The sequence below is a fragment of the Paenibacillus sp. AK002 genome (assembly GCF_053903045.1).
The window spans coordinates 2574336-2586792 of record NZ_CP096377.1 but is presented as its reverse complement, the minus strand read 5'-3'; the positions used below and the strand labels follow the sequence as shown (position 1 = coordinate 2586792).

Annotated in this window: 15 protein-coding genes; 1 reads left to right on the top strand and 14 read right to left on the bottom strand. The window is 52.6% G+C overall.

Annotated elements, in window-relative coordinates; all coding sequences use genetic code 11:
- Positions 1 to 134: 134 nt before the first annotated feature.
- From M1D70_RS11495 to M1D70_RS11440, 12 genes are all read right to left on the bottom strand, one after another.
- Complete coding sequence (locus M1D70_RS11495) at positions 135 to 740, bottom strand: hypothetical protein (RefSeq protein WP_341283258.1); 606 nt, start codon at positions 738 to 740, stop codon at positions 135 to 137.
- 134 nt (positions 741 to 874) lie between these two features.
- Complete coding sequence (gene panD / locus M1D70_RS11490; RefSeq protein ID WP_009595228.1) at positions 875 to 1258, bottom strand: aspartate 1-decarboxylase; 384 nt, start codon at positions 1256 to 1258, stop codon at positions 875 to 877.
- Entirely contained in the window at positions 1251 to 2141 is an 891-nt protein-coding gene (panC, locus tag M1D70_RS11485; protein WP_145035569.1) for a pantoate--beta-alanine ligase, read from the bottom strand. The genes panD and panC overlap by 8 nt, the downstream gene beginning before the upstream one ends.
- Positions 2138 to 3025: a 3-methyl-2-oxobutanoate hydroxymethyltransferase gene (panB, locus tag M1D70_RS11480; protein WP_456289892.1), complete on the bottom strand. Its 888-nt coding sequence runs from the start codon at positions 3023 to 3025 to the stop codon at positions 2138 to 2140. Before panB ends, panC begins: the two co-directional genes overlap by 4 nt.
- Before the next feature lie 281 nt (positions 3026 to 3306).
- Entirely contained in the window at positions 3307 to 4296 is a 990-nt protein-coding gene (locus M1D70_RS11475; protein ID WP_456289891.1) for a biotin--[acetyl-CoA-carboxylase] ligase, read from the bottom strand.
- Entirely contained in the window at positions 4283 to 5581 is a 1299-nt protein-coding gene (locus M1D70_RS11470) for a CCA tRNA nucleotidyltransferase (RefSeq protein WP_456289890.1), read from the bottom strand. Before M1D70_RS11470 ends, M1D70_RS11475 begins: the two co-directional genes overlap by 14 nt.
- Before the next feature lie 44 nt (positions 5582 to 5625).
- A complete protein-coding gene (bshA, locus tag M1D70_RS11465) occupies positions 5626 to 6789 on the bottom strand; it encodes an N-acetyl-alpha-D-glucosaminyl L-malate synthase BshA (RefSeq protein WP_009595219.1) in 1164 nt (387 codons plus the stop codon).
- A gap of 31 nt (positions 6790 to 6820) precedes the next feature.
- Positions 6821 to 7528 (bottom strand): bacillithiol biosynthesis deacetylase BshB1, encoded by a 708-nt coding sequence (gene bshB1, locus M1D70_RS11460; protein ID WP_456289889.1) that lies wholly within the window; start codon positions 7526 to 7528, stop codon positions 6821 to 6823.
- A complete protein-coding gene (mgsA, locus tag M1D70_RS11455) occupies positions 7528 to 7947 on the bottom strand; it encodes a methylglyoxal synthase (protein ID WP_009595198.1) in 420 nt (139 codons plus the stop codon). The genes bshB1 and mgsA overlap by 1 nt, the downstream gene beginning before the upstream one ends.
- 18 nt (positions 7948 to 7965) lie before the next feature.
- Entirely contained in the window at positions 7966 to 8769 is an 804-nt protein-coding gene (dapB, locus tag M1D70_RS11450) for a 4-hydroxy-tetrahydrodipicolinate reductase (RefSeq protein WP_009595251.1), read from the bottom strand.
- 11 nt (positions 8770 to 8780) lie between these two features.
- Positions 8781 to 9326 carry a tetratricopeptide repeat protein gene (locus M1D70_RS11445; protein ID WP_009595137.1) on the bottom strand — a complete coding sequence of 182 codons (546 nt, stop codon included), beginning with the start codon at positions 9324 to 9326 and terminating at the stop codon, positions 8781 to 8783.
- A 49-nt stretch (positions 9327 to 9375) separates the two neighbouring features.
- On the bottom strand, positions 9376 to 9705 hold the full coding sequence (locus M1D70_RS11440) for a nucleotide pyrophosphohydrolase (RefSeq protein WP_009595193.1): 330 nt from the start codon (positions 9703 to 9705) through the stop codon (positions 9376 to 9378).
- A 223-nt stretch (positions 9706 to 9928) separates the two neighbouring features.
- Here M1D70_RS11440 and M1D70_RS11435 point away from each other — a divergent pair, with 223 nt between their 5' ends.
- The gene (locus tag M1D70_RS11435) at positions 9929 to 10798 is read left to right on the top strand and encodes a YitT family protein (RefSeq protein ID WP_456289888.1); all 870 of its coding nucleotides are present in this window, start codon (positions 9929 to 9931) and stop codon (positions 10796 to 10798) included.
- 42 nt (positions 10799 to 10840) lie between these two features.
- On the opposite strand, the gene M1D70_RS11430 is transcribed toward M1D70_RS11435, so the two are convergent.
- Positions 10841 to 11698 (bottom strand): sporulation protein YpjB, encoded by an 858-nt coding sequence (locus M1D70_RS11430; RefSeq protein ID WP_456289887.1) that lies wholly within the window; start codon positions 11696 to 11698, stop codon positions 10841 to 10843.
- A gap of 66 nt (positions 11699 to 11764) precedes the next feature.
- Positions 11765 to 12397 carry a DUF1405 domain-containing protein gene (locus M1D70_RS11425; RefSeq protein WP_009595245.1) on the bottom strand — a complete coding sequence of 211 codons (633 nt, stop codon included), beginning with the start codon at positions 12395 to 12397 and terminating at the stop codon, positions 11765 to 11767.
- Positions 12398 to 12457 lie beyond the last annotated feature (60 nt).

Genomic DNA, 12457 nt, shown 5'->3' with positions numbered 1-12457 from the left:
GCATACCAGAAGTTGCGGGTTTTGAACATTCCGGGTAAAAAATCCCCCGGCTTTCTGTACCGCTCCCGTACGCAAAAAGCGATGCCAAAGTCTCAAGGTGAGCTCTGGCATCGCTTCTTGTTGTGGCTTGATTTCTACAGCAAAGAGATCAATTGGCTGCCGTACTGGAGCTCACCGCGATTCTGCTTGCAGACCTCCAGGTTGATCATGGGGTCGGGAAGCGTCGGATCGCTATGAATCGCCAGTGCAAAATGTTCCTCGGCCTTTGCTTGCTGTCCATTCAACACCTCGATGCATCCAAGCGCATTGTAGATCATCGCCCGAAGCTTTCTGTTGTCAGCCAGGGGCAGGATGGAGATCAATACGTCGGATGCTTGGGCGGTTTGCCCCAAATACAGATGGGACATGGCAATGTACAACTTGATCAGAAGGCTGTCCGGAAATACCGCAGCGGCTGCCTCAAACTGCTGTATGGCCGGCTGGAACATCAACAGCTTGTAGTAACCTTGACCGCGAACGAACGCATCCAGCTGCAATTCAGGCGCTTCGGTCGGCGGAAAAACCGGAGGTGACGCTGCACTCTCGCGGAAGATGGCCATTTTTTCTTCAAAATGCAGCCACTCCTCGATAATGCCCTCGCTCATGCTTTTGAGCATGTTCCAGTTTTGTACCAGCGCCTGTTTTTGGGGACCTTGAGCAGAAGGGTAATGCTTCACAATTTCATCTAACATGTTGTTCATTTCGGCGAATACATGTTGAAACATAGCTGCATCCCACCCTTAGCGGAAAAATGAGATCAGTGCGTCGACCTGAACTCATTTTCTGTAGAAGACGGTCTTTTCATCCCTTTAGGGTCCCGACACATTTTGGTTCTTCAGAGAATGGCGGCGTGAACTTCGCGATACTCCGTCGTAACCGGCTTATTCGACTCGTCGACGATCACGACCGTCGGGGTGTGATGGTCGTATTCCTCTTTGGACATCATGGCATAAGAAATGATAATGACGTTGTCGCCGGGCTGTACGAGCCGTGCGGCTGCCCCATTCAAGCAGATGACGCCGCTGCCGCGCTCGCCTTTGATCACGTACGTTTCCAGACGGGCGCCATTGTTATTGTTCACGATTTGAACTTTTTCATTCTCCAGAAGGTCTGCAGCCTCCATTAGATTCTCATCAATGGTAATGCTGCCCACATAGTTCAGATTGGCTTCCGTCACCGTTGCGCGGTGGATTTTGGATTTCATCATCGTTCTAAACATGGGATCCCCCTACTTTTGGTTGAAGTAATGCATTGTCAATGAGACGGGTACGGCCAAAACGCACGGCCAGCGCCATGATGACGGTTCTGTCTTCATCCACAATGCGGTATGAATCTTCCACGGGCGCGAGCTCCGGGAAGGTGAGCAATTCCGCGTAATCAATATCAGCGAGCGGAGAGCGGGATATATAATCCCGAAGATGAGCGCGGATCTCTCCTGCCGTCGTCGCTTGTCCCTGCCGGATTGCCTCCTGAGCCGTCCGCAGCGAGCCCGACAGCACAAGGGCCTGTTCCCGCTCTTCCGGCTTCAGATACACGTTGCGCGAGCTTAGGGCAAGGCCGTCGGATTCGCGAATGATCGGACATGGCACGATGGTCACATCCATATTCAAATCCCGTACCATTTGCTCTATGACGGCCACCTGCTGTGCATCCTTCATCCCGAAGAAGGCATAGTCAGGCTTTACGATATTGAACAATTTATTAACAACCGTGGTGACACCGTCGAAATGTCCGGGGCGGGAGGCCCCGCACAACAATGACGTAATTTCCGCTACGGCAATTTTGGTTTTGGTCGGCTGAGGATACATTTCCTCAACCGCAGGAATGAATACCACGTCCACCCCTTCGGATTCCGCCAACGCCAGGTCACGCGCTTCATCCCGTGGGTAAGTTTCATAATCCTCGCCCGGTCCGAACTGAATCGGATTGACAAAGATACTGATGACAACCGTACCTGACATTTCCCGCGCCTTCCGCATCAGGCTGGCGTGTCCTTCATGCAAATATCCCATCGTAGGCACGAGGCCTACCGGGCCTCTGCCGGATTCCAGCCGGTCCCGAAGCTCTGATCTTAAATCCGCAATGCTGCGAATCACTTTCATGATGTCGTGCCCACCTTTTCCTTCTGGCTTCCATATAATGCCGTTGTCGTTTCGGAACCGGCATTGTTCTCCGTCTTGAACACATGCTCCTCGGCCGGGAATGCGCGGTCCTTCACTTCCTTCACATACTGCGTGATACCCTCGCGGATAACGGAGCCGACATCGGCGTAGGTTTTCACGAAGCGTTTGTCCCGATAAGGGGATGCGTATTTCAATATATCATGGAATACCAGCACCTGGCCGTCACAATAACGACCGGCGCCGATGCCAATGGTCGGGATGCTCAGCGCTTTGGATATGTCAGCAGCCGTTTCTTCCGTAACCAGTTCCAACACGATAGCAAATGCGCCGGCCGCTTCAAGCGCCTTCGCATCGTTCATGAGCCGCTTGGCATCTTGGGCATCCTTGCCTTGAATCCGGTAGCCGCCGATCTGGTTTACCGACTGAGGCGTCAGCCCGATATGGCCCAGCACCGGGACCCCGGATTGTACGATCCGTTTTACGGTATCGGCGATTTCTTCGCCGCCCTCCATTTTCACGGCATGCGCATGACCTTCCTGCATCAATCGCCGCACGCCGCGCAAGCTTTCATCGATGCCTCCATGATAAGTCATGAACGGCATATCCGCTACGATGAACGTATCCTCGGCTCCGCGAGCGACGGCGCGCGTGTGGTACACCATGTCGTCCAGCGTGACGGGAATCGTGGAGTTATAACCCAGCACAACGTTGCCGAGGGAATCGCCCACCAGTATCATATCAATATCCGCTTCTTCCGCCAGCTTGGCGGAAGGATAATCGTACGCGGTCAGCATCGTGATCGGTACGCCCTTCTTCTTCATGTTCTTCAATTTCACGATGTTCAGTGGTTGTTTGCCTGCCATTGTGACACAGCCTCCCTGTGTGATGTAGTTAGACACAATAAAAAAAACCTTTTAGCACGTACTTGCTAAAAAGTCCGAAAGGCAAAAAAGAGTCACTCGCGATCGTCCCTTCTGTCTCGGTCCTTTCGGCTCAGAGCAGAATCCAACGTAACCGGCATAACAGTTATGAAGGTGTTCTAAATCATAATTCCCACTTGCTGCAGAGTGCAATTCGCTCATGGCGATACCGCCTCTATAGTTGTAGTATATCAAATTCCAGCTCCGATTTCACCATGTTTCATTTACCTGGTATTAAAAAGAATATCGCCTGAATACACGGGAACGAGTTCATCATGCTGGTTGCGGACCAGCAGAGCGCCATCCTGGTTGAGTCCCGTCGCAATCCCGCTAAAACGGTCACGGGCCGTCTGTACTTGAACCTCGCGGCCCACCGTACCGGATAAAGCTTCCCAGAGCGAGGCTACGGGCTCGAAGCCCTCCTCGTTGTACAATTCGTATAAAACCTCCATCTCCGACATGATGGACTGGATCAGCGATGTCCGGTTGACGGTTTTCCCGCCGGCGATGCGAATCGACGTCGCAACGTTCCGCAATTCCTCTGGAAAATCCGCTTCTTTCAGATTCGCGCTGATTCCGATGCCGGCAATGCAGTAGCGTACTCTTTCATCTTCGGTTGCAGACTCCAGCAGAATGCCGCAAACCTTTTTGCCCTGATACAGAATATCGTTCGGCCATTTGATGTCGGTTTGCACGCCGGCGGATTTAGCGATGGCACGGCATACCGCCACGCCTGTCAATAAGGTAAGCTGCTGGGTTAGATGCAGCGGCTGCTTCGGTCTGAGCACCAGGCTCATCCATATGCCTTTGCCTCTCGGGGAATGAAATTTCCTTCCCATTCTGCCCCGCCCCCCCGTCTGCTCTTCCGAGATGACAAGCGTGCCTTCGGCTGCCCCTTCTTCTGCCAACTGCCGGGCATCCTCCTGAGTTGACGCCGTTTTGTCCAACAGCTTGATCGATTTGCCGAAGTACCGACTGGTCATGCCCGCTGTCAGTTGATCCCAGCTCAGTCGGTCCGGCTCGTCCAGCATGCGGTAGCCAAGCCGCGGAACGGCCTCGAAATCATACCCTGCATTCCGAAGCTTATTGATCTGCTTCCATACGGCCGTCCGGCTGATGGACAATTTTCGGCTAATCTCTTCCCCGGACAGAAACTGACCGGCATTCTCCTGGAACATTCTCAGAAGTGCGTTGTCTTGATCATGATCCTTCATTATGAATTACCACCCGCTTTGCTTCTTCAATCAACGATTCCTTATCGTTGTTAATCAAACCTGCCGCCGCTTTCCCCAGCAGCAGCCCGAGAAGTTCCCCAAGCCACGGGCCTCCGCGTCTGCCCAGCGTCTCAAGCAATTCGCTGCCGGTGATGGCCAAATCCTTCAAGCTGCGGATCCGGAGATCCTGCAGCCACACGTCAAGCTGCCGGATGAAGGTCAGCGGAGCAGAAGACGCTCCCGTGTGATGCAAAGCCGTTTGCATTTCAAGCCATCCTTGGGCTGTCTCGACCCCATGGGCAAGGACTAGTCCGATCCACTTGAGCCTGCTGCTTTCGGCATCGCCCGCATTCGGTTGCTGCAGATAGGATTCATGCAGCGAGAGCAGTTTCACGATGGATTCCCGCTGCTTATTGGAAAACGTCCATGACCGCAGGAGCTCCTCTGCTTCCTGAGCTGTAATGCCGCATGCGAGCAGGAGCAAGGACCAACGGATCGTCGCGTGATCCGGTTCAATCCGCTCCATGGCTTCGATCGTCTTCCTATCATGCGTGGTATAGGGAAAGGGCGCTTTCATCCGGGAATGCAGTCCGCTGCGGACAAACATCTCCAATCCGCGCAGCGGGGACGGCCCAGCCAGAATTTTCTCGAATTCACTGCGGATGCGTTCCATCGCAATCCATCCTAAGGTGTCTCTCTCTGAGAGGATCCCTCTCCATGTACGGAGTGCGATGGAGAAACCGAACACAGAGGCAAAGCGGATGCAGCGCACCATGCGCAGGGCGTCTTCGCGAAATCGAAGACGGGCATCGCCCACGCAGCGAATCACCTTCCGGTCAATATCCTCTCGTCCGCCGAACGGGTCAACCCAGGAACCGTCAATTCCTCTGGCCATTGCGTTCATGGTGAAGTCGCGCCGCCTCAAATCTTCCTTCACTTCCCCGACGAAAGCGACCTCCGTCGGATGACGATGGTCCTCATAACCGCTCTCCACCCGATATGTCGTCACTTCAAAAGACTGGCCTTCCATCAGCACCGTCACGGTTCCGTGCTTGATTCCTGTAGGAATTACTTTGGGGAAGACGGAACAGGTGACTTCCGGCAAGGCGGCGGTGGTAATATCCATGTCGCTGACCCTGCGCCCCATGTATTCATCACGGACACAGCCTCCGACCCAATACGCTTCATGCCCATGCCGAAGCAGAGTGCGGATCACATCCGCACTCCGCTCGGCCATGTCCGGGTCCGCGTTGCGCCATCGAATCGAATTATACTTATCTGCCATAGTTTCCCGTTCCTTTTATCCGAAAAACAACGAGAGGGTCGAGCTTAACCGCAAACCGGCTTCAGCTCGCTAACCTCCCGTCCCAATACTCGGTAATAGATTTCCTCGTACTTGCCCCGTATCAATTCATTGCAGAACATCGTTTTGGAACGCTGCAGGCATGCCTTGCGCAGCCGTTCGCTGAGGGCTTCATCCTTACATATATCCAGCACATGCTGAGCCATCGAATGCGTGTCTCCGATTGGAGCCAGATACCCGGTTTCCCCATGGGTAACCAGCTCGGGAATGCCGCCTGCCGTCGATCCGACCGTTGGTACTCCGCACGCCATTGCTTCCAGGGCGACCAAGCCAAAGCTTTCTTTCTCGGATGGGAGCAGAAGCACGTCCGCCATCGAGATCACATGGGCAATCTCGTCTTGTTTGCCGAGAAAATGCACCTTGCTGCCAAGCCCCAGCTCATTGATCCGGCATTGGATCTTCGGAAGCTCCGGCCCTTCCCCTACTAATAGCAGTTTCGAGGGTACCTGCTCCTGCACCTGGGCGAATATTTCCAATACGTCGCCTACCCGTTTGACGGGACGGAAGTTGGAAATATGCATCATGATTTTTTCGTTTGGATCGGCATAATCCTTACGCAGCGATCTCGAATCCCGCGGATAATACACCCGCGGATCCACGAAATTATAGGTAAGGTCGATGTCACGGCTTATATCCAGCAGCTCCCGCGTCTCACGAATAAGATCCTGAGAAACGGCGGTAACGGCATCACTTTCATTAATGGCTAGCCGGATCAAATCCTTCAGCGACTCGTCCTGCGCCAGCACCGTAATATCGGTTCCGTGGAGCGTCGTAACGACTTTCAGCTGATCTCCGACCATCTGCTTGGCCAAGAAGGCACATACAGCATGCGGCACGGCATAGTGCACATGAAGCACGTCAAGCTGCTGCATTTTTGCCACCTGAGCCATTTTGGTCGCCAGCGACAGGTCATATGGGGGATAACGAAACACATAATAGTCGTTTACTTCTACTTCATGATAAAAAATATTTTTATGGAAAGTTCCCAATCGGAACGGAATGCTGTGAGCGATAAAATGAACCTGGTGGCCTTGCTCCGCGAGGAGTTTGCCCAGCTCGGTCGCCACGACTCCTGACCCGCCGAGCGATGGGTAACAGGTAATGCCGATTTTTAATGGTTGCTGATTCATGTCAGGCCTCCTTTATGTACGCCTCTATATATTATGCCTGCTTGGGGCCGAATAGATGAACAACATACGGACTTTTACAAGCAAAGCCCTCTGCATAAGGAATAAGCCTGCGCGCTCCAAGCAGTGAATCCCTGGCCCGCACACGCTCGATGTACCCCTCGGTCAACGGGGTTGAGACTGCATCTTCTTCAGCCTTCTCGAACTGGGAACGGTAACAAGACAAGGCCTGCTCCTTAACGCCGTATTGCTCCGTAACGTCAACGACCAAATCCGTTCTTCCGATATCGTTTATGAAATAAAAATAAAGCTCGTCCACCTTAACCGGCGGCTGCTCGGGCATGTATCGGCGAAGCTTGGCATTGAATACCGCTTCCTCAACCAACCGGCTGCAAGCGACATGGTCCGGATGGCGATCCTCCCAGTAGGGAGCAAATACAATAGAAGGAGAAAACTTGCGAATCTCGGCCGTGACCCTTTCAATATGCTCCGGCGTCACGAACAAACCGCGATCCGGCAGCCCCAGATTCGTTCGGGCCTTGAGATCCAAAATACCGGCAGCTTGCTCTGCCTCCTGCTTGCGAAGAGCGACGGTGCCGTTCGACGACATTTCCGCCTGCGTGAGATCGCAGATCCCGACCGACAGTCCAACTGCCGTATGCTTTGCAATCGTTCCTGCCATTCCGATCTCGGCATCGTCTGCATGAGCTCCGAAGATTAATATGTCCAGTTTGGTGTTCATCAGCTATCCACACCCGGTTTATATTTATGAACGAGTTCGCGCCATGCAAAATCGCCGCGGTCCAGCGCCTTGACGAGAATCTCAGCCGTCGCCACATTGGTAGCAAGCGGTATTCCCTGCACGTCGCACAAACGGAGGAGTGCATTGATGTCCGGTTCATGAGGCTGTGCCATCAACGGATCCCGAAGAAAAATAATCAGGTCCATCTCATTGTCCGCCACAAGAGCTCCGATCTGCTGATCGCCGCCCAGCGGTCCCGAAGCAAAACGGTGAATGCTGAGTTGGGTTTGCTCCATAATCCGGGTTCCCGTCGTTCCAGTCGAGTATAATTTATGATCTTCGAATACATTTTCATAAGCGATAACGAAATTGACCATTTCCTCTTTTTTGCGGTCATGCGCGATAAATGCAATATTCATAGTAATTTCTCCCCTATGTTAGTCAATAAAATGATCAAATCCGTAGACCAAACCGGTGTAGCCCATTACCTTCTCTATAGCCATTTTCACGCCCGGCATATAAGCTGCACGTTCATACGAATCATGTCGGATCTTCAGGCTTTGACCGTAACCGCCAAATATGACCTCCTGCTGGGCAAAGACGCCCGGCAGACGAACGCTGTGAATTCGGAAGCCGTTGTAATATCCGCCCCTTGCACCTTCAATGACTTCCTCTTCCTTCGGATTGCCTTGACGAATCTCCTCGCGGTTCGCGGCAATCATTTCCGCTGTTTTGATCGATGTTCCGGACGGAGCATCCAGCTTCTGGTCGCCATGGGTTTCGATAATTTCAACGTGAGGCAAATATTTGGCGGCCTGGGCAGCAAATTTCATCATCAGAATGGCTCCGATGGAAAAGTTCGGCGCGATCAATCCGCCGATGTTCTGTTCCGTACATTGCTTGTCCAGCTCTTCGATTTGCTCCGGCGTAAAGCCGGTCGTGCCCATGATCGGGCGAACGCCGTGCTTGATGGCCAACGCCGTATTGCTGTATGCAAATTGAGGCGCCGTAAAATCAACCATGACGTCCGGTTTGGATTCGACAAGCGCCATCTCCAGATCCGATGTCACCGTAATGCCGCAGGCAGGCAGACCCACCAGCGTTCCTGCATCGGCTCCCGCATCCGACAAGCCGACGGCAGCAACCAGTTCCAGTTCCTCGTCGCCCAATACAAGCTTCACTACTTCTTTACCCATACGGCCGCCGGCACCGACGACCGCAACTGTCCATTTGTTTGCCATGTTACATATCCTCACTTTCCATCCGATGCTGTATCCTGCATATATGATTTCAAGCGCTGTTTGAGTTCCTCCATAATATGCTGCAGCCCGCTCTCCTGCGGGTACAACGAAATTACCTCTTTAAGCGTGGTAATGGCGAGCGCATGCTCATCGAGTTCACTGTAAACAAGAGCAAGCCATACATAAGCCTGAGCGTACAAAGGGTCCATGGCTACGGCTGATTTGAGATGTCCCACGGCTTGATACAATTCAGCCTTGGTCACATCCTTGCGGTTTTCCACCATTTTTCTTGCTCGCTGCACCAGCTCCGCAGCCTTGATATGCTGTAAATGAAGAGCATATTCCGGTTTGTCCGGCTGCAGCCTGACGGCTTCCTCCGCATGCGTAATCGCCATCTCCAGCTTGTTGCTTCTGCCGTAGGTAATGGAGCACCGATAATGCACTTCGGCATCTCCCGGATTCGCGATGATCGCTTGCTCAAACCAACGCAACGCTTCTTCGAAATCATTTTGAAGTATGCATCGATATGCTTTTTGTATATAACTTTCAGGTTTCACGGGCTGTCCCTCCCCACAGCGGGTTTGGTACAGCATATGTAGCAGCTGCCTAATCGGTGTTTATTTTCGTCCAACGATCGGCATCGCGCGTAGAAAATTTATGCATCACTTTATCATGCGCTTCCGCGAGATCGATGCCGAGGGAATTGGCAAAACAGATCGTAATAAACAATATATCTCCAAGCTCCATTTCGATGGAATTTTCCGCTTCATCCATTTTTTTCGGCTTCTCGCCGAACTGATGATTAACTTCTCGGGCGAGTTCCCCCACCTCTTCCGACATTCGGGCCATCATGGATAAAGGACTGAAATAACCTTCCTTGAATTGTGATATGTATCGATCGACTTCCTGCTGCATTTCAGCCATTGATTTTCCCAAGACTCTTAACTCCCTTCACTGCACACTCAGCCTCAGCTTGCAACCTTCAAGCTGGGGCAGTCTTCTCTCATACGAGCGATTGGTTTTAAACCTATGTTATCGTAAAGCGGATTTGAAAACAAATAATTTTTTATTGCTGAAACCATATCGGCGCATACTAGACAGGTGTGAAGCAATCTGCAGACATTCCGAAATATCCACTATTGGAAATGCGAGGGGTCTTATGAAAACGTCCAAGTTGCTCCATCAGTTGCAAACGATCATTCCGATCATCGCCGGTTCTGCCATATACGCATTCGGACTGCTGTATTTCATCATTCCGAATGAACTCATGGAGGGTGGGGTCACCGGCATTACCGTACTGCTAAATTACGCCTTTAACATATCGCCGTCCCTTTCAACCATGGCATTGAATATCCCGCTGTTCCTGGTCGGAATGAAAATACTCGGAAAACGCCAGTCTGTCTATACAGGTCTCGGCATCGCATCCTTAACCCTGTTTCTGTGGCTGTTCGAATTACTGATCGACCGCGGATATGTCGTGCCTTTTCACACCGAGTATGATTATATTCTGGCTGCGCTTTATGCAGGGGTGACATTGGGGGCCGGGCTCGGCATCGTTTTCCGGTTCGGCGGGACGACTGGCGGCTCCGACATCATTGCCAGAATCATCAACCGGAAATTCGGGTTCAGCATGGGCCAGATCATTTTATCCCTCGATATTTTGATTATCGGTCTATCCTTATTCTTTATCCCGCTCGAGCGCATATTGTATACCCTGGTCGCCGTATTCATCGCTTCCAAGGTGATCGATTTCATACAGGAAGGGGCTTATGCCGCCAAAGCCTTCACCATCATCAGTGACCGGGCGCCTGATATCGCAAATCGCATATCTACCGAGATGGATCGCGGGGTCACGCTGATCCCGGCTATCGGCGCTTACTCCATGCAAGCCAAGCATATGGTATACTGCGTCGTATCGAGGCAGGAGATTCGCCGCCTTACGGGAATCGCCAAATCCTTGGACCCCCGGGCGTTTATTATCATTAATGATGTCAATGACGTGCACGGGGAAGGTTTTAAAGAGGAATAGCCCGGTTTGCACCGGGCTATTCGGACCATGATGGATATTCGACTACTTTCGGGGGAACATCGGTTTTGCGCTGTACAGCTGGCCGCGGTATTTGCGGTACCCTGCAAACGTTAATGCCGCCAAAATAAAAGCGGCAATGACCAGCTGCCAAGTCCATGGCTCTTTAACCTCTCCCAGCGGAGCAAGCGCAGGCTCGTCTTTTTTCTTGCCGAATAACATATTCATCATTTCCTCGCCCTGCGGAACCACTTTCCCCACTTGCGCCGTGTCTCCGGATGCCACCAGTCCCCCTGCATAGGAAATCCAGGATTCCATCATGTTGACATCCTCGGGCTTGCGCTGGATGACAACGGAAGGACGGATGAGCTCATAATGCTCGCTCAGGCTGTCGTAGGCTCGTCTCATGCCAGCCTGATCCTGCTGCTGCGCATACTGTCCCATGACTCTCAGGTCTTCGCGTATGACCTTGTAATATTGAAGCCATAACGCATCCCTGGCATGGATCAGGCTATCCGCTGCCATTCGGAGCTTGCCGGCGGACACCATCCAGTGCTGGGGCTCCTGCGTCGCCCTTGCCGTAGCTTCTTTCATCTCCAGAATGCTCTCAGCCAACGCGTGGATCCCCTCAACGCCGGTCAATCCTTGAAATGAGGAAGCCTCAAACAGCCCGGATACCCGGCGAATATCCTCTAACACGGCTTGTACATTGCCTTCCTCCACATGACGGTATAACTGCTCCACTTCCTTGTTCAGCGCTTTGGCCTGAATGGATGCAGCAGGCGAAGACTCCGACTGTCCGTTTGCCGCCGGGCTAGCCCATAGGGGATTACCCCAGCCTGCGGTAACCAGCAGAAGCAATGCAGACAGGGACAGAAGGAGCTTCGGAAAGATTCGTAACATGGGACATCCCTCCTACCGTATATGTATGGCAGAAGGGATGCTCATAGAACCGTGCCGGCGAAACGGCTAGCGTTGCTTGGGATTCCCGTATTTCATGAAGATCCAGCCGGCGAAACCGCTGAAGAGCGTCAACAGATAAGTGAACAGCTGGACGGCTGGCAGGTCATCATATAACGGACCGGGCAGCCACGGAAACACGCCATATGTATAATCGACGGTGTCGTTCAGCAGCGTCCAGGCAATGGCCCCGGTTAGGGCTGTCCAGCGGTAATGAAACAATCGGACGAACAGCAAGGCTTCTACTGCCATCGCCGTGTGCGAAGCGACAAGCATCCAATCCTGCCATGCCAGCACATCTCCTTGGGCTTGTCCGGCAAATATCATCGCAACCGCCCATATGCCATACTTCACGGATGTGACGACTGCCAGTGCCTCTATGAGATGCTGAAACAACGCGCCGCCGAGGCTCCGAGGCGGGTAGAGAAGCAGCAAAAGCGCCAAGCTGAAGAACAAACTGGCCGTCGGGCTGTCCGGCACGAATACGACCTGCCATATGTAGCCATGTTCCACCGTATCGGCCATTTGAGCGCCGTACCATATGTATCCATAGATTGTTCCAAGTACGTTGCAGACGAGCAGCAGCCAAAGAATCGATCGCTTGCTTAGAAATTCCCGGCTCCATAAAAACGAAATTGACAAACTCGGTCCTCCAATCCTGTTCCTGTATTCTTTAGACTAATGCCGATTATACCTAAACCA

Excerpts from the sequence above, each read along its gene's own strand:
- M1D70_RS11475 (WP_456289891.1), bottom strand. The coding sequence starts at position 4,296 with ATGAAGGATCATGATCAAGACAACGCACTTCTGAGAATGTTCCAGGAG.
- mgsA (WP_009595198.1), bottom strand. The coding sequence starts at position 7,947 with ATGAATATTGCATTTATCGCGCATGACCGCAAAAAAGAGGAAATGGTC.
- panC (WP_145035569.1), bottom strand. The coding sequence starts at position 2,141 with ATGAAAGTGATTCGCAGCATTGCGGATTTAAGATCAGAGCTTCGGGAC.
- bshB1 (WP_456289889.1), bottom strand. The coding sequence starts at position 7,528 with ATGAACACCAAACTGGACATATTAATCTTCGGAGCTCATGCAGACGAT.
- M1D70_RS11470 (WP_456289890.1), bottom strand. The coding sequence starts at position 5,581 with ATGGCAGATAAGTATAATTCGATTCGATGGCGCAACGCGGACCCGGAC.
- dapB (WP_009595251.1), bottom strand. The coding sequence starts at position 8,769 with ATGGCAAACAAATGGACAGTTGCGGTCGTCGGTGCCGGCGGCCGTATG.
- M1D70_RS11495 (WP_341283258.1), bottom strand. The coding sequence starts at position 740 with ATGAACAACATGTTAGATGAAATTGTGAAGCATTACCCTTCTGCTCAA.
- M1D70_RS11430 (WP_456289887.1), bottom strand. The coding sequence starts at position 11,698 with ATGTTACGAATCTTTCCGAAGCTCCTTCTGTCCCTGTCTGCATTGCTT.
- bshA (WP_009595219.1), bottom strand. The coding sequence starts at position 6,789 with ATGAATCAGCAACCATTAAAAATCGGCATTACCTGTTACCCATCGCTC.
- M1D70_RS11435 (WP_456289888.1), top strand. The coding sequence starts at position 9,929 with ATGAAAACGTCCAAGTTGCTCCATCAGTTGCAAACGATCATTCCGATC.
- panD (WP_009595228.1), bottom strand. The coding sequence starts at position 1,258 with ATGTTTAGAACGATGATGAAATCCAAAATCCACCGCGCAACGGTGACG.
- panB (WP_456289892.1), bottom strand. The coding sequence starts at position 3,025 with ATGGCAGGCAAACAACCACTGAACATCGTGAAATTGAAGAACATGAAG.